Here is an 18,365-nt window from a genome sequence, read left to right as displayed (position 1 = left end):
CGGAGCGATGACGGAGGTTCAAAACGGGCAGGTCCGGAACGGTCAGGTAAAGCGGGTCAGCAACAGCGCGATTTTCGCCGGCTGCGCCGTTTTCGTCGCCGGCATGGTTGGCGCGGCCTATGCTTCCGTGCCGCTCTACCGCCTGTTTTGCCAGGTCACCGGCTATAACGGCACGACGCAGCGCGTCGAGCAGTATTCCGACACGATTCTCGACAAGACCATCCAGGTCACGTTCGATGCGAATATCTCGCCGGGCCTGAACTGGGAGTTCAAGCCCGCCACGGCCGTCAATCCGAAGATCGGCGAGACCATGCAGGTCGAGTACACGGCGACCAACCGTTCGCCGGAGGCGACGACCGGAACGGCCGTCTTCAACGTGACGCCGATGGAAGCGGGCGCCTATTTCAACAAGGTCGAGTGCTTCTGCTTCACCGAGCAGACGCTTCAGCCCGGCCAGTCGGTTACCATGCCGGTGGTGTTCTTCGTGGATCCGGAGATCGCCAAGGCGGCAGAAACCAGGAACATCAAGACGATCACGCTGTCCTACACCTTCTATCCGAGCGAGCCGTCGAAGCCGGTCGCAGCTCTGCCGGAAGGCGATAAGACAGGGGCAGGAAAACTTTAAGAGGGTTCGCCGGGTTCCGGCGAAGCAGGCATTCATCCGGGGATTCTGACATGGCCGATGCGCATCAGAAACATCACGACTACCACATCATCGATCCGAGCCCGTGGCCGATCCTGGCTTCACTTGGCGCTTTCGTCATCACCTTCGGCGGCGTCGGCTACATGCGCTATCTGCATGGCAGCGCGTTCAGCATGTTCGGGGTAAATCTCGCCACCCCGTGGCTCTTCTACATCGGTCTTGCGATCATCATCTACACGATGATCGGCTGGTGGTCGGACACGATCAAGGAAGGCCGTGCCGGCGCCCATACCCGCGTCGTGTCGCTGCATCTGCGCTACGGCATGATCATGTTCATCGCGTCGGAGGTGATGTTCTTCGTCGCCTGGTTCTGGGCCTTTTTTGATGCGAGCCTTTACGCCAACGAGGCGATCCAGGCGACCCGCACCGAATTCCTGGGCGGCCAGTGGCCGCCGAAGGGCGTCGAGGTCCTCGATCCGTGGCATCTGCCGCTCTACAACACCGTCATTCTTCTCTTGTCCGGCACCTGCGTCACCTGGGCTCACCATGCGCTGCTGCACAACGACCGCAAGGGCCTCATCACCGGTCTGGCGCTGACGGTTGCCCTCGGCATCCTGTTCTCCTGCGTGCAGGCCTACGAATACATCCATGCGCCGTTCGAATTCTCGAACTCGATCTACGGCGCGACCTTCTTCATGGCGACCGGTTTCCACGGCTTCCACGTCCTGGTCGGCACGATCTTCCTGGCGGTCTGCCTGCTGCGCGCCATCAACGGCGGCTTCACCCCCGCCAAGCATTTCGGCTTCGAGGCTGCCGCCTGGTACTGGCACTTTGTCGACGTGGTCTGGCTCTTCCTCTTCTTCGCCATCTATATCTGGGGTGGCTGGGGCGCGCCGCTCGCCCATTGATCCGGGAAGCAGGAATTCGGGGAGGGCGGCGAAAGCCGCCCTTCTGCTTTTTGAGGACTGGAATTTCCGATGGCGATCAAAGTCTCTGCCGAAACCGAAACGCCCGACAGGCCCGCCCGCGGCAGGGGCCGGACGATCGCGACCGCGGCCGCCGTGCTGGCGGCGCTGGCGATCCTGATCTCGCTCGGCACCTGGCAGGTTCAGCGGCTGCATTGGAAGGAGGGCCTGCTTGCCGATATCGCCGAACGCCGGGCGGCGGAGCCCGTTGCACTCTCCGAGATAGAGGCGATGGCAAGATCCGGCGGCGATATCGAATACCGGCGGGTCTCGGTGACCGGTGTCTTCGATCATTCCAGGGAGCGGCATTTCTTCGCCACCTTCGAGGGGCGGACCGGCTACTACGTCTACACGCCGATGGTGCTTGGCGACGGCCGCATCCTCCTCCTCAACCGCGGTTTCGTACCCTATGAGATGAAGGATCCGGCGACGCGCGCGGCGGGAGAGATACCGGGCGAGCAGACCGTTACCGGCTATGCCCGCGCGCGGCTCGGAGAAAAGCCGTCCTTCCTCGTGCCGGATAACGATCTCGCCAAGAACATCTTCTACTGGAAGGACCTCGACGCCATGGCATCGAGCGCCGGGCTCGACGCTTCGAAGGTCGTGCCCTTCTTCGTGGATGCGGATGCGTCGGTGACCAATCCCGGCGGCTGGCCGAAGGGCGGCGTGACGCAGTTCGACTTGCCGAACAGCCACCTGCAATACGCCGTCACCTGGTACGGGCTCGCCGCGGCGCTGATTGCCGTGGTCGCAGGCGTCTGGCTGCGGCGTCGTTCGGCTTCTCCCGGACAGTGAGCAACATTTTCCTTGGCGCGGTCGGATCGGCTCGCCTATATGGAGCGCGAGCAACGACCATGGGACCGGAATGAACATCCAGGTGAAAAAGCCTCCTCTGACGATCCGCCTCTGCGGTCCGCGCGGGTTCTGCGCCGGCGTCGACAGGGCGATCCAGATCGTCGTGCTGGCACTGAAGGCCTATGGCGCGCCGGTCTATGTCCGCCACGAGATCGTCCACAATCGCTATGTGGTCGAGGGGCTGGAGGCCAAGGGCGCGATCTTCGTCGAGGAGCTCGACGAGATTCCCGCCGAGCACCGGGAGCAGCCGGTCGTCTTTTCCGCCCACGGCGTTCCGAAATCGGTGCCGGAGGATGCCCAGGCCCGCAATCTCTTCTATCTCGACGCGACCTGCCCGCTGGTCTCCAAGGTCCACAAGCAGGCCATGCGCCACCAGCGGCTCGGCCGCCATGTCGTCCTCATCGGCCATGCCGGCCATCCGGAAGTGATCGGCACGATGGGCCAGCTTCCTCCCGGCACCGTGTCGCTGATCGAGACGGTCGAGGACGCGGACGGATACGAGCCGGCCGATCCGGACAATCTCGGCTACGTCACCCAGACGACGCTCTCGGTCGACGACACCGCCGGCGTGATCGCGCGGCTGACGGAGCGTTTTCCAAACCTTTCGGCGCCCGCCGCCGACAGCATCTGCTATGCCACCACCAACCGCCAGGAGGCGGTGAAGGAAGCCGCACCCGGCTGCGATCTCTTCATCGTCGTCGGCGCTCCGAATTCGTCGAATTCCAAGCGGCTGGTCGAGGTGGCCCTGCGGGCCGGGGCCAGGCGCTCCATGCTGGTGCAGCGCGCCGCGGAACTGGACTGGAACGAGATCGGCGACATCCGCACGCTCGGCCTCTCCGCCGGGGCATCCGCTCCGGAAGTCATCGTCGACGAGATCATCGCGGCCTTCAAGGCACGTTTCGAGGCGGAGATCGAACTCGCCGTCACCGCCGAGGAGACCGAGAATTTCCTCGTCAACCGCGAATTGCGCGGAGTGCCGCTGACCGTCGAGGACATGGCCTGGGTCAACGGGGTGCGGGCGTGAAGGCGTGGGCGCCGGAACACCCCCCTCTGCCCTGCCGGGCATCTCCCCCACAAGGGGGGAGATCGGATGGGCGCCTGCTCGATAGTCCCTTGCTGACGCATTGCGCTCCGCGACATTTTTTCGGGAATGACGGTCGTGCCGTTTGTGATCTCCCCCCTTGTGGGGGAGATGCCCGGCAGGGCAGAGGGGGGTACAATCCCTCTCAAACGATTCTGCCCACCCACGGACTGTGAGACCACCTTGGCCGTTTATACCGACATCACCGAAGACGACCTGAAGCGTTTCCTGACCGAATACGATGTCGGTGCGCTGACCTCGTACAAGGGCATTGCCGAGGGCGTCGAGAATTCGAATTTCCTGCTGCACACGACGCGCGATCCATTGATCCTGACGCTTTACGAAAAGCGGGTGGAGAAGGCCGACCTGCCGTTCTTCCTGGGCCTGATGCAGCACCTTTCGGCCCGCGGCCTGTCCTGCCCACTGCCTTTGCCGCGCCGTGACGGCCAGCTGCTCGGCGAGCTTTCCGGCCGCCCTGCGGCGCTGATTTCCTTCCTCGAAGGCATGTGGCTGCGAAAGCCGGAAGCGAAGCACTGCCGCGAGGTGGGCAAGGCGCTGGCTGAGATGCATCTTGCGGGCGAGGGATTTGAACTGACCCGTCCCAATGCCTTGTCGCTCGAAGGCTGGAAGGTGCTCTGGGCGAAATCCGCCGATCGCGCCGACGAAGTCGAAAAGGGTCTGCAGGAGGAGATTTCCTCCGAGCTGGCCTTTCTCGCCGCCCACTGGCCGAAGGACCTGCCGGCCGGCGTCATCCATGCCGACCTCTTCCAGGACAATGTCTTCTTCCTGGGCGACGAGCTTTCCGGCCTGATCGACTTCTACTTCGCCTGCAACGACCTGCTGGCCTACGACGTCTCCATCTGCCTGAACGCCTGGTGCTTCGAGAAGGACGGCGCCTACAACCTCACCAAGGGCATGGCGATGCTGGAAGGTTACGGCAGCGTCCGGCCGCTTTCGGATGGAGAGATCGCCGCACTTCCGGTGCTCTCGCGCGGTTCGGCGCTACGCTTCTTCCTGACCCGCCTCTACGACTGGCTGACGACGCCGGCGGGCGCGCTGGTGGTCAAGAAGGACCCGCTCGAATACCTGAAGAAGCTGCGCTTCCACCGGCAGATTTCTTCCGCCGCCGAATACGGGCTCGCCGCATGAAGCACGTGGAGATTTTCACCGACGGTGCCTGCTCCGGCAATCCCGGCCCGGGCGGCTGGGGCGCCATCCTGCGTTATGGCGAGGCGGAAAAGGAAATGTTCGGCGGCGAGGCCGAAACGACCAACAACCGCATGGAGCTGATGGCCGCGATCCAGGCCTTGAATGCGTTGAAGACGCCCTGCGAGGTCGATCTATACACTGACAGCGCCTATGTGAAGGACGGTATTTCCAAATGGATTTTCGGCTGGAAGAAAAACGGCTGGAAGACATCCGACAAGAAGCCGGTCAAGAATGCCGAGCTCTGGCAGCAGCTTGAGGAAGCCCGTAACAAGCACAAGGTGACCCTGCACTGGATCAAGGGCCATGCCGGCCATCCGGAAAACGAGCGGGCCGACGAGCTCGCCCGGCTCGGCATGGCGCCGTTCAAGAAGAAGTAGGCCGGTAGGGGACGACCGGGAAGGAACCATGGCGCAGAACATCTACGACACGCCGGAGTTTTTCGAAGGCTACAGCCGGCTCGGCCGATCCGTACACGGCCTTGCCGGTGCTGCGGAATGGCCGGTGATCCGGTCGCTTTTGCCGGATTTGAAGCAGAAGCGCGTGGTCGATCTCGGCTGCGGTTTCGGCTGGTTCTCGCGCTTTGCCGCGGAGAAAGGGGCGGCATCCGTGCTCGGCCTCGATCTTTCCGAGAAGATGATCGCCCGGGCGAAGGCAGAGAATGCCCACCCGGCAATCGCCTACGATATCGCCGACCTGGAACGTGTCGAACTGCCGCAGGCCGCTTTCGACCTCGCCTACAGCTCGCTCGCCTTCCATTATCTGGAGGATTTCGGCCGGCTGGTGCGGCAGGTGCATGCGGCGCTGGTTCCCGGCGGCAAATTCGTCTTCACCATCGAGCACCCGATCTACATGGCGTCCGCCAATCCGGGCTGGCGTACGGATGAGGCCGGCAGGAGATTCTGGCCGGTGGATGGCTATTCGGTCGAGGGAAGGCGCACCACCGATTGGCTCGCCAAGGGCGTCCTCAAATATCACCGCACCGTCGGCACGACGCTGAATACGCTGATCGACGATGGCTTCACTATCCGCCGCGTCGTCGAATGGCGTCCCTCGGAAGAGCAGATTGCCGCCAATCCCGATCTTGCGGAGGAAATGGACCGGCCGATGATCCTCATGGTTTCCGCGGAGCGCTAATTCATGACCCTGCGCCTCATCTCCCTCAATGCCTGGGGTGGCCGCGTCCACGAGCCGCTGATGCGGTACCTCAGGGAGGCCGATCCAGATGTGCTCTGCCTGCAGGAAGTCACCCATGTCGCGGGACATGACGGCGGCTGGCTGGCCTTTCGCGACGGCGATTTCGAGCTGCCGCAGCGCGCCAGCCTGCTGGAGGACGTGGCGGCGATCCTGCCTGACCATCATGCCTTTTTCGCCCCGGCCGCGCGCGGCCCGCTCCATGAGGGCGATCGCGAAGTGACGTCCGAATGGGGGCTTGCGACCTTCGTCCGGCAGGGCCTGCCGGTCATCGGCCAGGCGCAGGGCTTCATCCACGGCGACTTTCCGGTCTCCGGTTTCGGCGAACATCCGCGTCCCCGCAATGCCCATGGCTTCCGCATCTTCCGTCCAGACGCCGGCTCGGCTGTGACGATCGTGCAGATGCACGGCCTGCGCGATCTCGCCGGCAAGGGCGATACGCCCGCGAGGCTCGCCCAGGCGCATGCGCTTGTCGCGCTCGTCGAGAAGGTCCGGCGGAGAGGCGAGGGGCTCGTCGTCTGCGGCGATTTCAACCTCCTGCCGGATAGCGAGACCTTTGCGGTTCTGGGAGAACTGGAACTCGCCGACCTCGTCACTACGCGCGGCTTCACCGATACCCGCACCTCCTGGTATCCCAAGGAGGGGCGTTACGCGGATTATCTCCTGGTGACGCCCGAAGTGAAGGTCGGGAAATTCGACGTGGTGGCGGAGCCCGAGGTTTCCGACCACCGGGCGCTTCTTCTGGAAATCGCCTGACGGGCGGTTGCGCTCGCCGCGTCAGCCACTATTCTGCCGCAAACGAAAATCCGGGAGGTCCGCTCAATGATCCTGCATTGCGTCTTCGTTCGGTTCAAGGCGGCCCTTCAAGCGGCCGACAAGCAGGCGATCTATGATGCGGTCGCCGCGCTGAAAAACGTGACCCCCGGCATTCTCGACGTCAAGTACGGTCCGAATACATCGCCGGAAGGGTTGAACGGCGGCTTTCTGGACGGCTTCATCGTGACATTCGAAAGCCCGGAGGCGCGCGACGCCTATCTCGTCCATCCCGAGCATATCGCCGTCGGCGAACGCATTCTCGCCTCCACGGATGGCGGGCTGTCGGGGCTGATGGTCTTCGACCTTGCCGTCTGACGAAAGGCTCCCGACGAAAAAGGGCGCCTCCGGGCGCCCTTCCGGGGAAGATGCGGATATCGTTCAGAGCTGTTCCAGCATCGTGGCGGCACCCGAAACGGTCGCCTGGCCGGGGCTTTCTTCGATATTGAGAGACTTCACCACACCGTCTTCGACCAGCATGGAATAGCGCTTGGAACGGACGCCCAGGCCTCCGGCCGAGAGGTCGAGCTCGAGGCCGAGCGCCTTGGTGAAGGCGCCGTCCCAGTCGGCGAGGAAGTGGATCTTGCCGGTGCCGCCCGTCTGCTGCGCCCAGGCGCCCATGACGTGCCAGTCGTTGACGGCCACGACGGCGATGTCGTCGACGCCTTTGGCGAGGATCGCATCCCGGTTTTCGAGATAGCCCGGCAGGTGGTTCAGCGTGCAGGTGGGCGTGAAGGCGCCCGGCACGGCGAAAAGGACGACCTTCTTGCCGTCGAAGAGCTGGTCGGTGGTGATCTCCACCGGCCCGTCTGCGGTCTTTTCCTTGAACTTGGCTGCGGGCAGTTTGTCGCCGACGGCTATGGTCATGGGAATTCTCCTCTGTGTCGGGATTTTGCGGGTCCATACCTCCGGCCCGCCGGTCGCGGCGCACTATAGACCCGGCTCGACCGATGGCAAGGGCAATACCGGCGCACCGGAGGACACCAATTGTTGAAGCCGGCCGGCCATCCGTTCCGGCTTACTCGCCCTTCACTCGAAGGCGAGCGAGGTTTCCATGGCGCGGTTTCCGGCGATCACCAGGATTCCCCAGCGCTTGCCCTTGATGTCGTAGTTCTTGGGAAGTTTCCCGACCGGCATGTCGAGCGAGTAGCTGTCGCCGTCCTGATGCCCGTTGGCGCCGTCGAAGAGCACATGGCCCTGCGGACCCGTGACGATCACCTGCGGCGGCGCGGCGGTCTCTTCCGGCAGCTTCAGCTTCAGGTTCAGGGTTTCGCGGCCCTGCGTCATCGCATAATGGGTGACGGCGAAGTCGTCCGAAGGCGCTTCCGGCAGTTTCGAGGCGGCCTGATTGATGATCATCGCCTCTTCCACGGGCGTGCCCTTGACCGGTGCGAGCGCCAGCGAGAACTCCGCCTGGAACGGAATGCAGATATTGCGGCAGAGGCCGACGAAGGCGGAAGCGCCGAGGTTCAGCGGCTTGCCGGGATCTTCCACCTTCAGTTCGAAGGGCAGGGCCACCGGATGATCGTAGCCGATGTCGTTCAGCTTGCCGTTGGCGATGCGCTTCGGCACGGGATAGGAAACATGGGAGAGCGTCGCGCCGCCCGCCTTGGAAAACACCATTTGCGGCGGAATGCCGGCATCGCCCGGTTCCTTCCAATAGGTGATCCAGCCGGGCCGGGGTTCGATCTGCAGCGCGCCGCGCACCGTTCCGTCGGGTTCCGGCGGCAGGGCCACGATCCGCATGCGGCCGCCCTCGGTGGTGGCCCAGGGCGTGGTTTCCGCCCGGCCGACCGCCGGACTGCCCAGGATCGTACCCGCGGTAACACAGGCGACGAGCGCACCAAGCGCGCGGGCCGGGAGGCTGCGGACTGAATTTATCTTCATGGGCCCAAGCGTTTAACCGATCTGGCCGGCGTGGACTAGTCGTAAGCTGGCCAAAGCCGATCATTTTCGGTTGATTGATGGGGCGGACTGCCCCATCTTGCTTCAATGACAGATCGAAGCCTCTCCTGTCCGGGGTTCGGGCCGGAAGGCAGGCTGGAGGCGTGATGGTTTTCTCGACCTTGAGGGACAAGTGCGAACGGGGTTTCCTGGACGGCCAGTTCCTGATCGCCATGCCCGGCATGCAGGACAGCAATTTCACGCGCACGGTCGTCTATGTCTGCGCCCATTCTCAGGCGGGCGCCATGGGCTTCATCATCAACCGGCCGCAGCCGATCTCCTTCACCGACGTCCTCCTGCATCTGAAGCTTATGGACCAGGCGGACGCGATCATGCTGCCCGGTGATACCCGTGATTTCCCGATCCTCTCGGGAGGACCGGTCGAGACCGGCCGCGGCTTCGTGCTGCATTCCGACGATTTTTCGAGCGAGTCCTCGATCCCCGTCAGCGACGAGATCTCCCTGACCGCGACGCTCGATATCATCCGCGCGATCTGCGACGGCCGGGGTCCCGCGCGGGCGACCATGCTGCTCGGTTACGCCGGCTGGGGGCCGGGTCAGCTCGAGCTGGAGATATCCGGCAACGGCTGGCTGAATTGCCCGGCCAATGACGAGCTGATCTTCGACCGCACGGTGGAAGGCAAATACGAACGGGCACTGGCGCTGATGGGCGTCAGCCCGGAAATGCTGTCGAGCGAAGCCGGCCATGCATGATTTTGAATTTGAAAATATCGGAACGAAGCCGCAGGGCCTCGCGTTCTTCTTTGGTCGGGACAATGGGGTCCCCTGTCGAAGGAGAAAAGATCATGGGCAGCACCAGCGACAAGATGGCCGGCAAGGCCAACGAAGTGTCCGGCAAGATCAAGCAGGCCGCAGGCGACATGACCGATAACCCGAAGCTGAAGGCAAAAGGCAACGCCCAGGAAGCCAAGGGCCATGCCCAGCAGGCCAAGGGCAAGGTCAAGGACGCCGCCAAGAACGTCGTGGACCGCATGTAACGGTCTGTCCGAGGCTCGTAAGTCGAAACCTGTTCCGGTTCTCGCCCGGAGCAGGTTTTCTGTATCCGCTTCAAGAACCCGGTTCCTCCATGCGCCTCTATGAATGCGATCACTGCGGCCAAACCATCCATTTCGACAACCGGTCCTGCGTCAATTGCGGCCATCGGCTGGCTTTCGTGCCGGAGAGGCTCGCCATGCACGCGCTCGCCGAAGACGAGGGTGAGGGGACCTGGCATCCCGTCGCGGAGCCGGGATACAAGGTGCGGCTCTGCGCCAATGCAGCCATGGACATCTGCAACTGGACGGTCCCGACGGACGATCCGAATGTCTTCTGCCCGGCCTGCCGGCATAACCGGCTGGTCCCGGACGCTTCCACAGAGGTCGGCCTCAACCAGTGGCGCCGCATCAGCCAGGCGCAGCGGCACCTCTTCTATTCGCTGCTCCGCTGGAACCTGCCGTGCACCACCCGCGAGCAGGATCCGGAAGGCGGCCTGGTCTTCGATTTCCTGGTCGACGAAGTGCAGCCGGACGGCACCGTGGTGCCGGCCATGACCGGCCACGAGGACGGGTTGATCGCGATCCGCGCGGCCGAAGCCGACGACGCGACCCGCGAGCAGGTGCGGGTCATGATGAACGAGCCGTATCGCACCATGCTCGGCCACTTCCGCCACGAGACGGGCCATTACATGTGGGACAAGCTCGTGCGCGACGGGGGGAGGCTCGATGAGTTCCGTGCCGTCTTCGGCGACGAGACGGCCGATTACGGCGAGGCGCTGCAGCGCAATTACGAACAGGGCCCGCCGCCCGGCTGGCAGGAAACCTTCATCAGCACCTATGCGAGCACGCACCCTTGGGAGGATTTCGCCGAATGCTTCGCGCATTACCTCCATATCGTCGATACGCTGGAAACGGCCCGTTCCTACGGCATGTCGATCGAGCCGCAGCAGCATGAGGAACTGTCGGTCGAAGTCGCCTTCAATCCCTATCACGCCCAGGGCGCCGGGCAGCTCGTCTCAGCCTGGATCCCGTTCAGCGTGGCGCTCAACAGCCTGCACAGGTCCATGGGCGTGCCGGACCTCTACCCCTTCATCCTGACACCGGCGGTGGTCGGCAAGCTGGAGTTCATCCACCGGCTTGTTCATAGCCGGGGTTGATCACCGGCGGCCGGCAAAAAATCGGCCCGCCTTTTGGTGGATCAAAAGGCGGGCCAGTCATTCTAGGATCGTGGCCGATGAAATTCGCAGGTGCATCCCGTAGGCTCAGACCCTAAAGGGGCGCATTCAAAACCCCGTGAGAATTAAGGGGTATGTTCACGATTTCGTCAACTGGAAATATGCATGTTCATATTTCCGGAAATGCTTTCGTACCTCTGACACCTTCTTCTGGTTGTGACGTGAAGGCCGCCTTGATTTCGTTTCCTTCCGTCAGAAGGTTTTCACCGTATCGAGCCCCAGAGCCGTGCGGCCGGCGAATTCCTGCTGTGCGCCGGTCCTCATGGGGTGGTAGCGCGCGCCCTGCACGTCGCGGAACCGCCGTTCGAGGCCCTTGTCCCGGAAAAAGGCGCCGCCGCCGGCCGTTTCCATCGCAAGCTCGGTTGCGGCGATCGCGTGGCGCGCCACCAGCGAACGGCCGATCATGATCTCGTTGGTGGTGGCGGGGCCGGGTTCGCCCCGTTCGGCTGCGGCGATCATCGCGGCATGCGCATATTGCGCGGCCCTCAGTTCCGTATCCATCCGCCCTGCGAGCGCGATGACATGCGCATCCGGCTTGCGTTTCCTGGCGAGTTCGACGGCGATGTCGCGGGCGCTTTCCGCCACGCCCAGATAGGCGGAGTAGATCACTGGGAAGGCGATCATCGAGATGATGTGGAAGAGCATGTGCCATTCGCCCTGATTGCGCTTCAGGGCAACCGCTTCTTCCGGAACCACATGCCCCTCGACCATCACGTCGTTCGAGCCCGTGCCGCGCATGCCCATCGTCCTCCAGGTGTCGAGGACTTTGATATGCGGCGATTTCATCGGCAGGCCGAAATGCAGGACCTTCGGTCCGTCGTCGCCGTCGAAAACCGCGCCCGTCATCAGGACATCGCCCATGGGCGAGCCGGACGTGAAGATCTTGCGTGCCGTGATCCGGTAGCCGCCCTCGACCTTCTCGGCCTTGCCCGAACCTTCGATCCAGTCAGAACCGCCGCTGGACAGAAGAATGATCCGCTCCGCGGCGACGCGCTTCAGAAGCGGGACCACCGGCTCGGCCTTCTGATGCGTCCAGCGCCAGGCGGGGATCGCCACCTGATGCGTATGCATGGAAAAGGCGAGCGCCGTCGAACCGCAATGGTGGGCGAGTTCCTTGATCATGGCGCAGAGTTCCGCGATCTCGGCACCGCCGCCGCCGAGATCGGCCGGTACGCCTGCCTCCACCAGGCCGGCTTCGCGCAGGTCGCGGTAGTTTTCGGCGACGAAGGCGTCGCTGTCGTCCGCCGCCGCGGCGCGCGCGGCAAAGCTCGGCCCCAGCGAGCGGGCAATGCCGACGGGCTCCGCGTGAACCGTATCCCGGGGCGAAATTTCGGTTGTTGCAATCATGTTCTGATCCTCCTCCTGTTGTTGAGAATGGACCGATTGTTCGCCGGTGACCAAAGAGCCGCAAGTACAGGAAATGTACCGCCATCGGCCGATCCGGTTTCCTGCCATTGGATGAGATGAAAATCGCCAATACAATCAATGGTGCAGGAAAATGGTCTTGGTGCTTCCAAAGAACGGGCTTATTCTACTTCGGATATTGGCGCGGAGGGTTTTTCCATGACGGAAATGACCGGAAGTTACGGCCAGTTCTGCCCGGTCGCGATGGCGGCCGAGGTTTTCTGCACGCGCTGGACGCCATTGGTGCTTCGGGAACTTCTGTGCGGCAGCCGCCGCTTCAACGACCTGCGCCGCGGCGTGCCCCGCATGTCCCCGACACTGCTCTCGAAGCGGCTGAAGGAACTGGTGCAGGCCGGCATCATCGAGAACCGCAGGGCGCCTGACGGCGCCACCGAATATCACCTGACGCCGGCCGGCGAGGAGCTGCGCGAGGTAGTCATGACGCTCGGTTTCTGGGGACAGCACTGGGTCGAAACCCAGCACTCTCTCCAGAAGCTCGATCCATCGCTGCTGATGTGGGACATGCGCCGTCATCTCGACCCGGTACCGCTGCCCACCCGGCGCTGCACGGTCCTCTTTTATTATCCGGAGCAAGCGCCGGCGCAGCAGCGCTACTGGCTCGTCATCGACGGGCGGGACGTCGACATCTGCTCGACGGATCCCGGTTTCGAGATCGATCTCTACGTGACGTCTCCGCTCCGCACGATGACGGCGATCTGGATGGGGATTGCAACCGTCCGGGCCGAGATGGATGCGGGCCGGCTGGAACTGGACGGCGATACGGACATGGCAAGCTCCATGCAGCAATGGCTGGGCCTCAGCCCCTTCGCCCGGGAACAGCCGAGGAGAGGAAAGGCGGCGTAACTGCCGGATGGCTCCGAAGCTCCAGACCCCGGGCGTACCGTCCCACTTTCCTCCCAGCAATATGCTGATGCTGATGAGGCGGCAGCGGCTCTCCCCTTCTCCCCAGCGGGGAGAAGGTGCCCGTAGGGCGGATGAGGGGGGCGAAGCCACCATCGGGCAATGCGCCTGCCGCGTGTGCACCCCCTCATCGCCTCGCTTTGCTCGGCACTTCTCCCCGCTGGGGAGAAGAGGGCGCAAGCCGAACCTGCTCGGTTCCTCATATGCGATTGTCCCGCCCTCGGGGGAGATCGGATGCCGCAGGTCTTTTCCCAGTTCAGGTCGTAGCTACGCCCGTTTCGTCAGCGGAAAACGTTCCTTCAGCAGCCTCAAAACCGCGTCGGCTGCGGCGGGCGGGCCGAAGAGGTAGCTCTGGCCGAAATGGCAGCCCATCTTGGCGAGTTCGGCGGCGTCCTCGTCCGTCTCCACCCCTTCCGCCACCACGTCCATGTCGAGCGCGCGGGCCATGGCGATCACCGATCGCAGCAGGACGGCGCGCTTTTCCGTCGCGTCCCTCACCAGCGCCTTGTCGAGCTTGATCGTGTCGAAGGGGAATTGCGTGAGATAGGCGAGCGAGGAATAGCCGGTGCCGAAGTCGTCGAGCGCGAGGCTGAGCCCCGTCTCCTTTAGCTTGGCGAGCACGAGGCGGGCCTGTTCCGGGTTCTCCATCATCAGGGACTCGGTGAGCTCCAGCTTGAGCTGGCTCGGGTTGACCTGGGTCTTCTGGATGAGCGCCCGGACGTCGTTGTAGAGATCGGCGTTGAGGAGCTGCGCGCTCGACAGGTTGACCGAAACGAAGATCGGCAGGTCGCCCGTCTGGTGCTGCCAGGTCATCAGGTCGGAAGCGGCGCGGTCCATCGCGAAGAGGCCGAGCGGGCCGATCAGGTCCGACATCTCCGCGACCGGAATGAATTCCGACGGCGGAATGCTGCCGCGTTTCGGATGGTCCCAGCGCATCAGCGCCTCGAAGCCGGCGATCTCGCCGTCCTTCAGCCGGATGATCGGCTGGTAGGCGAGCGAAAGCTCCTTGCGTTCGATCGCCCGGCGAAGATCCGTCTCGATCTGCAATCGGTCGGTGCCGCCGGAACGGAAGGCCGGGCGGAAAGGCTCGACGCGGTTGCCGCCGGCGCGCTTGGCCCGGTACATGGCGAGCTCCGCATCGGCGAGCATGCCGGCTGCGCTTTCCTGCTGGTCGACCCAGGAGGCAAGCCCGATCGAGGCGGTCAGGATGATCTCGCGATTGGCGAAGTTGATCGGCACCATGATCGCCTTGGAGACCGCATCGGCGAAATCCGCCACCTTGGCGGGATCGCGCTCGGAAACCAGGATCAGGCCGAATTCGTCGCCGGAAAGCCGCGCCAGCGTGTCCTGCGGCTTCAGGAGACGGCGCAGCCGCCGGGTCAGCGCGATCAGGATATTGTCGCCTGCGGCAATCCCCAGCGCGTCGTTGACCTGCTTGTAGCGGTCGAGGTCGATCGCCATGACGGTCGGCCGCACGGTGTCGCCGCCGGGCGCCAGCGTCAGCACCGATTGCAGGCGGTCGAGAAAGACCTGGCGGTTCGGCAGCCCGGTGAGGTTGTCGTGCAGCGCATCCTGCAGCAGGCGTTCGACGGAGTTCTTCTGTTCCGTCACGTCGATGATCGTGCCGACGCAGCGGATGATTTCGCCGTTCGAACCGAGAACCGGCCGGGCGCGGATCTGCAGCCAGTGGAAATGGCCGTCCTCGGCGCGGATGCGGAATTCGTGGTTCAGCCGTCCCCGGCGGTGTTCGAGTAGCACGTCGAGCGTGGCGCGGAACCGGTCGCGATCGTCCGGGTGGAGCCGCGGCACCCAGTTGCGGACCGGCCCGTGCATCGCGCCTGCGTCCAGGCCAAGGCGGGTCGAGATATCGGGCGTGGTGACGACCCGGTCGCGCGCCACGTCCCAGTCCCAGACGGTGTCGCCGCTGCCCGTCAGTGCCAGCGACTGCCGTTCGAGATCCGAGAACAGGCCCTGCTGGTAGGCGCCGCCGGCAAAGGCATGCTGCATGACCGTGAAGCCGATCAGGAGCACGATCAGCACGAGCCCGCCGCCGAGCGCCGGCTGGATGATGTCGTTGTCGAGCCTGCCGGTCACCGTCAGCCAGCCGCCGAACAGCCAGACGAGGATCAGCGCCCAGGTCGGCACGAGCAGGATCGCCCGGTCGTAACGGTTGAAGCCGAGATAGATGATCAGCAGGATGCCGACGGAGCCGGTGAGCGCGAAGGAGAGGCGGGCGATGCCTGCGGCCACGGACGGGTCGTAGATCGCCACGCCGCCGAGCAGCACGAGGCCGACGATCCAGGCGAGCGTCGCGTATCCGAGATGCACGTGCCAGCGGTTGAGGTTGAGATAGGTGAAGAGGAAGATGACGAGCGAGGAGGCGAGCGCCACCTCCGCGCCCGCTCGCCAGATGCGCTGGTCGCTGGACGTGACGGTGATTAGCTTGTCGAGGAAGCCGAAATCGACGCAGATATAGGCGAGCACCGCCCAGGCGAGCGCCGCCGCCGCCGGCAGCATGGACGTGCCCTTCACCACGAAGAGGATGGTCAGGAAGACCGCGAGCAGGCCCGCGATGCCGAGCACGATGCCGCGGTAGAGCGTGAAGGAGTTGACCGTGTCCTTGTAGGCGTCCGGCTGCCAAAGGTAGATCTGCGGAAGCTGCGGGGTGGCGAGTTCGGCGACGAAAGTGATGGTCGAACCGGGGTTCAGCGTGATGCGGAAGACGTCGGCGTCGGGGCTCGGCACCCGGTCGAGCGCAAAACCTTCCGAGGGCGTGATCGAGATGATGCGCTGCGAGCCGAGGTCCGGCCAGAACATCTTGGAATTCGCGAGGCGGAAATGCGGCGCGACAATCACCCGTTCGAGCTGTTCCTCGGAGACGTTGGCGAGCGCGAAGACCGCCCAGTCGCCCTGGTGGCGGGGGGAGCTCGCGCGCACCTCGATGCGGCGGCGGATGCCGTCGGCGGCGGCGGCCGTCGAGACCTGAAAGGCCTCGCCCTGATTGGTGTAGATCTCGGTCGTCTTGGTGAGGTCGAGCGCGGTGTCGTCGCGCGATATCTTCACCGGCTCGGCGGCGCCTGCGGCCTGTGCGGCGGTGAGGACCATCACGGCGGCGACGATGGCGAGAAGCGCCGGAAGCCAGCGCGTCAACGGCGGAAAACGCAGAATCCGGGCGCTCATGGTCTCGACATCTTCCCGAATTCACCGTCTTCCGGCAACCGGGAGAACATCAGATGGTCGCGCCATTCGCCGTTGATTTTCAGATATTTCCGCAAAAGACCTTCCCGCTCGAAGCCGGCTTTTTCGAGAAGCCGGACACTTTTCCAGTTTTCCGGAATACAAGCTGCCTCGATCCGGTGCAACTGAAGTCCGCCATAGATATATGGGATAGCCACCTGTAATGCGGCCAACATATGGCCTTGGCCGGCATGTCTTTCGCCCATCCAATATCCGATCATGCAGCTTTGCGCCGCGCCCCGGCGGATGTAGCCGATGGTGAGCCCGCCGAGCAGCACGTTGTCCCGGCGGCTGAAGAGAAGAAGCGGCACGGCAAGCCCGGAGGCGTATTCCTGTCCGCTGCGCACGACCCGGGAGCGGAACGAGGCCTCCGTCAATTCGTCGGCCCGCCAGGTCGGCTCCCAGGGCTGCAGGAAGGTGCGGCTTTCCGAACGCAGCCTATACCACTGCCGGTAATCGGAATAGCGCGGCAGCCGAAGCAGATGGTTCTCGCCGAAAAGCTCTGGTGTGTCCGGCTGTCGTGACAGGAACCGAAACACCGACTTCGTCATCCCATGCTCCAGCCGGAATTCAGCCGGCAGCCTTCTTGGTCTCAAATCCCGGCGTCGAAAGCGCCGCGGTGATCTCGGCCATCGGTGCGAGCTGTTCGATCGGCCCGACGGCGGACAATGTCGGAACTGTATCGAAAAACAGCCGTCCGGCAAGATCGGTGAGGCGCTCCGTGGTGATGCCGGCCAGCCGCTCCATCATTTCCGGGTTCGGGATCGGCCGTCCGTAAAGCATCATCTGCCGGGCGATCTGGCCGGCGCGTGCCGCGGGGCTTTCCTGCCCCATCAGGAGCTGGGCGCGGATCTGCGCCCGGGCCCGGTCGATTTCCTGCTGCTCGATCGATTCGGAGGCCTTGCGAAGCTCGTCGATGACGACCGGGACGAGGTTCGGAAGCTCGTCTCCGTTCGTCGCGGCATGGATGCCGAAAATGCCGGTGTCGGAAAAGCCCCAGTGGAAGGCGTAGACCGAATAGCAGAGGCCGCGATGCTCGCGCACTTCCTGGAAGAGGCGCGACGACATGCCTCCGCCCAGAATGTTCGCAAGGATCTGCGAACAGTAGAAGTCGCGCATGTGATAGGCCTTGCCCTCGAAACCGAGCAGGACCTGCGCGTCCATGAGATCACGGTCTTCGCGAACGTCGCCGCCGATATAGCGTGCCGCGTCGAAGACGGGCGGTGCGCTCGGAGTGCGGGGCAGCTTGGCGAAGCGCTCCTCCACCTGCTTGCAGAACGCGGCGTGATCGACCGCGCCGGCGGCCACGACGAACATCCGGTCGGTCGTATAGTTGCGCGAGAGATAGTTGCGGATCTGGGCGGGCGTGAAGCTTTTCACCGTGTCCGGGGTGCCGAGGATCGGTCTGCCGATCGTCTGGCCGCGGAAGGCGGCTTCGGAGAATTTATCGAAGATCACGTCGTCCGGCGTATCGTTCGCCGCGCCGATTTCCTGCAGGATCACGTGCTTTTCGCGCCGGAGCTCTTCCTCGTCGAATTCCGATTCCGTCAGGATGTCGGCGAGGATGTCGACCGCGAGCGGCACATGGTCCTTGAGCACGCGGGCGTAGTAGGAGGTCGTTTCGGTGGAGGTGGCGGCGTTGAGCTCGCCTCCCACATTCTCGATTTCCTCGGCGATGTCGCGGGCGCTGCGCCGGCTCGTGCCCTTGAAGGCCATGTGCTCGAGGAGGTGGGCGATCCCGTGCTCGTCTTCGGTCTCGTTACGCGATCCGGACTTGATCCAGACACCCAGCGCGACGCTCTCCAGATGGGGCATGGTCTCGGTGACGACTGTCAGCCCGGAGGGGAGCCGGGTGAGTTCTACATTCATCTTT

The 18,365-nt window shown here is 63.9% G+C and carries 19 protein-coding genes; 13 read left to right on the top strand and 6 right to left on the bottom strand.

The genetic code is table 11. From position 1 onward, the window contains the following. Nucleotides 1-7: 7 nt before the first annotated feature. The 9 genes from QTA58_RS03590 to QTA58_RS03550 all read left to right on the top strand — a co-directional run bounded on the left by QTA58_RS03590 (nt 8) and on the right by QTA58_RS03550 (nt 7,075). Entirely contained in the window at nt 8-625 is a 618-nt protein-coding gene (locus QTA58_RS03590) for a cytochrome c oxidase assembly protein (protein WP_289671751.1), read from the top strand. A 50-nt stretch (nt 626-675) separates the two neighbouring features. Beyond that, nucleotides 676-1,551: a cytochrome c oxidase subunit 3 gene (locus QTA58_RS03585; protein WP_085422568.1), complete on the top strand. Its 876-nt coding sequence runs from the start codon at nt 676-678 to the stop codon at nt 1,549-1,551. A 69-nt stretch (nt 1,552-1,620) separates the two neighbouring features. After that, the gene (locus QTA58_RS03580) at nt 1,621-2,403 is read left to right on the top strand and encodes an SURF1 family protein (RefSeq protein ID WP_289671750.1); all 783 of its coding nucleotides are present in this window, start codon (nt 1,621-1,623) and stop codon (nt 2,401-2,403) included. Nucleotides 2,404-2,473: 70 nt separating this feature from the next. Then, a complete protein-coding gene (gene ispH, locus QTA58_RS03575) occupies nt 2,474-3,487 on the top strand; it encodes a 4-hydroxy-3-methylbut-2-enyl diphosphate reductase (RefSeq protein WP_289671749.1) in 1,014 nt (337 codons plus the stop codon). A gap of 240 nt (nt 3,488-3,727) precedes the next feature. Beyond that, entirely contained in the window at nt 3,728-4,693 is a 966-nt protein-coding gene (locus QTA58_RS03570; RefSeq protein ID WP_289671748.1) for a homoserine kinase, read from the top strand. Next, nucleotides 4,690-5,130, top strand: coding sequence for a ribonuclease HI (gene rnhA / locus QTA58_RS03565; RefSeq protein WP_289671747.1), 441 nt, complete (start codon nt 4,690-4,692; stop codon nt 5,128-5,130). Before QTA58_RS03570 ends, rnhA begins: the two co-directional genes overlap by 4 nt. A 28-nt stretch (nt 5,131-5,158) precedes the next feature. Continuing rightward, a complete protein-coding gene (locus QTA58_RS03560) occupies nt 5,159-5,887 on the top strand; it encodes a class I SAM-dependent methyltransferase (RefSeq protein WP_289671746.1) in 729 nt (242 codons plus the stop codon). Nucleotides 5,888-5,890: 3 nt separating this feature from the next. Continuing rightward, on the top strand, nt 5,891-6,700 hold the full coding sequence (locus QTA58_RS03555) for an endonuclease/exonuclease/phosphatase family protein (RefSeq protein WP_289671745.1): 810 nt from the start codon (nt 5,891-5,893) through the stop codon (nt 6,698-6,700). A 66-nt stretch (nt 6,701-6,766) separates the two neighbouring features. Further along, nucleotides 6,767-7,075 carry a Dabb family protein gene (locus tag QTA58_RS03550; RefSeq protein WP_289671744.1) on the top strand — a complete coding sequence of 103 codons (309 nt, stop codon included), beginning with the start codon at nt 6,767-6,769 and terminating at the stop codon, nt 7,073-7,075. 63 nt (nt 7,076-7,138) lie between these two features. On the opposite strand, the gene QTA58_RS03545 is transcribed toward QTA58_RS03550, so the two are convergent. Next, nucleotides 7,139-7,624 (bottom strand): peroxiredoxin, encoded by a 486-nt coding sequence (locus QTA58_RS03545; protein ID WP_085422575.1) that lies wholly within the window; start codon nt 7,622-7,624, stop codon nt 7,139-7,141. 162 nt (nt 7,625-7,786) lie between these two features. Beyond that, on the bottom strand, nt 7,787-8,644 hold the full coding sequence (locus QTA58_RS03540) for a protein-disulfide reductase DsbD domain-containing protein (protein WP_289671743.1): 858 nt from the start codon (nt 8,642-8,644) through the stop codon (nt 7,787-7,789). A gap of 164 nt (nt 8,645-8,808) precedes the next feature. Here QTA58_RS03540 and QTA58_RS03535 point away from each other — a divergent pair, with 164 nt between their 5' ends. From QTA58_RS03535 to QTA58_RS03525, 3 genes are all read left to right on the top strand, one after another. Continuing rightward, complete coding sequence (locus QTA58_RS03535) at nt 8,809-9,414, top strand: YqgE/AlgH family protein (protein ID WP_085422577.1); 606 nt, start codon at nt 8,809-8,811, stop codon at nt 9,412-9,414. 92 nt (nt 9,415-9,506) lie between these two features. Next, nucleotides 9,507-9,698 (top strand): CsbD family protein, encoded by a 192-nt coding sequence (locus QTA58_RS03530; RefSeq protein WP_085422578.1) that lies wholly within the window; start codon nt 9,507-9,509, stop codon nt 9,696-9,698. A gap of 89 nt (nt 9,699-9,787) precedes the next feature. Beyond that, nucleotides 9,788-10,852 carry a putative zinc-binding metallopeptidase gene (locus QTA58_RS03525; RefSeq protein WP_289671742.1) on the top strand — a complete coding sequence of 355 codons (1,065 nt, stop codon included), beginning with the start codon at nt 9,788-9,790 and terminating at the stop codon, nt 10,850-10,852. Nucleotides 10,853-11,122: 270 nt separating this feature from the next. On the opposite strand, the gene QTA58_RS03520 is transcribed toward QTA58_RS03525, so the two are convergent. Next, entirely contained in the window at nt 11,123-12,277 is a 1,155-nt protein-coding gene (locus QTA58_RS03520) for an acyl-CoA dehydrogenase family protein (RefSeq protein WP_289671741.1), read from the bottom strand. A gap of 216 nt (nt 12,278-12,493) precedes the next feature. Here QTA58_RS03520 and QTA58_RS03515 point away from each other — a divergent pair, with 216 nt between their 5' ends. Beyond that, nucleotides 12,494-13,198: a helix-turn-helix domain-containing protein gene (locus QTA58_RS03515; RefSeq protein WP_289671740.1), complete on the top strand. Its 705-nt coding sequence runs from the start codon at nt 12,494-12,496 to the stop codon at nt 13,196-13,198. 324 nt (nt 13,199-13,522) lie between these two features. On the opposite strand, the gene QTA58_RS03510 is transcribed toward QTA58_RS03515, so the two are convergent. The 3 genes from QTA58_RS03510 to QTA58_RS03500 form a co-directional block, all read right to left on the bottom strand. Then, a complete protein-coding gene (locus QTA58_RS03510; protein WP_289672996.1) occupies nt 13,523-16,360 on the bottom strand; it encodes an EAL domain-containing protein in 2,838 nt (945 codons plus the stop codon). Nucleotides 16,361-16,431: 71 nt separating this feature from the next. Continuing rightward, nucleotides 16,432-17,043 carry a GNAT family protein gene (locus tag QTA58_RS03505; RefSeq protein ID WP_085422582.1) on the bottom strand — a complete coding sequence of 204 codons (612 nt, stop codon included), beginning with the start codon at nt 17,041-17,043 and terminating at the stop codon, nt 16,432-16,434. A gap of 19 nt (nt 17,044-17,062) precedes the next feature. Next, a complete protein-coding gene (locus tag QTA58_RS03500; RefSeq protein WP_085422583.1) occupies nt 17,063-18,361 on the bottom strand; it encodes a pitrilysin family protein in 1,299 nt (432 codons plus the stop codon). Nucleotides 18,362-18,365 lie beyond the last annotated feature (4 nt).

The organism is Neorhizobium sp. CSC1952, from assembly GCF_030378245.1.
Taxonomy (GTDB): domain Bacteria; phylum Pseudomonadota; class Alphaproteobacteria; order Rhizobiales; family Rhizobiaceae; genus Neorhizobium; species Neorhizobium oryzae_A.
This window is presented reverse-complemented; position numbering and strand designations above follow the sequence as displayed.

Excerpts from the sequence above, each read along its gene's own strand:
- QTA58_RS03590 (WP_289671751.1), top strand. The coding sequence starts at position 8 with ATGACGGAGGTTCAAAACGGGCAGGTCCGGAACGGTCAGGTAAAGCGG.
- QTA58_RS03540 (WP_289671743.1), bottom strand. The coding sequence starts at position 8,644 with ATGAAGATAAATTCAGTCCGCAGCCTCCCGGCCCGCGCGCTTGGTGCG.
- QTA58_RS03550 (WP_289671744.1), top strand. The coding sequence starts at position 6,767 with ATGATCCTGCATTGCGTCTTCGTTCGGTTCAAGGCGGCCCTTCAAGCG.
- QTA58_RS03500 (WP_085422583.1), bottom strand. The coding sequence starts at position 18,361 with ATGAATGTAGAACTCACCCGGCTCCCCTCCGGGCTGACAGTCGTCACC.
- QTA58_RS03560 (WP_289671746.1), top strand. The coding sequence starts at position 5,159 with ATGGCGCAGAACATCTACGACACGCCGGAGTTTTTCGAAGGCTACAGC.
- QTA58_RS03555 (WP_289671745.1), top strand. The coding sequence starts at position 5,891 with ATGACCCTGCGCCTCATCTCCCTCAATGCCTGGGGTGGCCGCGTCCAC.
- QTA58_RS03580 (WP_289671750.1), top strand. The coding sequence starts at position 1,621 with ATGGCGATCAAAGTCTCTGCCGAAACCGAAACGCCCGACAGGCCCGCC.
- QTA58_RS03515 (WP_289671740.1), top strand. The coding sequence starts at position 12,494 with ATGACGGAAATGACCGGAAGTTACGGCCAGTTCTGCCCGGTCGCGATG.
- QTA58_RS03585 (WP_085422568.1), top strand. The coding sequence starts at position 676 with ATGGCCGATGCGCATCAGAAACATCACGACTACCACATCATCGATCCG.
- QTA58_RS03525 (WP_289671742.1), top strand. The coding sequence starts at position 9,788 with ATGCGCCTCTATGAATGCGATCACTGCGGCCAAACCATCCATTTCGAC.
- QTA58_RS03545 (WP_085422575.1), bottom strand. The coding sequence starts at position 7,624 with ATGACCATAGCCGTCGGCGACAAACTGCCCGCAGCCAAGTTCAAGGAA.
- QTA58_RS03505 (WP_085422582.1), bottom strand. The coding sequence starts at position 17,043 with ATGACGAAGTCGGTGTTTCGGTTCCTGTCACGACAGCCGGACACACCA.
- QTA58_RS03530 (WP_085422578.1), top strand. The coding sequence starts at position 9,507 with ATGGGCAGCACCAGCGACAAGATGGCCGGCAAGGCCAACGAAGTGTCC.
- rnhA (WP_289671747.1), top strand. The coding sequence starts at position 4,690 with ATGAAGCACGTGGAGATTTTCACCGACGGTGCCTGCTCCGGCAATCCC.
- QTA58_RS03510 (WP_289672996.1), bottom strand. The coding sequence starts at position 16,360 with ATGGTCCTCACCGCCGCACAGGCCGCAGGCGCCGCCGAGCCGGTGAAG.
- QTA58_RS03520 (WP_289671741.1), bottom strand. The coding sequence starts at position 12,277 with ATGATTGCAACAACCGAAATTTCGCCCCGGGATACGGTTCACGCGGAG.
- QTA58_RS03535 (WP_085422577.1), top strand. The coding sequence starts at position 8,809 with ATGGTTTTCTCGACCTTGAGGGACAAGTGCGAACGGGGTTTCCTGGAC.
- ispH (WP_289671749.1), top strand. The coding sequence starts at position 2,474 with ATGAACATCCAGGTGAAAAAGCCTCCTCTGACGATCCGCCTCTGCGGT.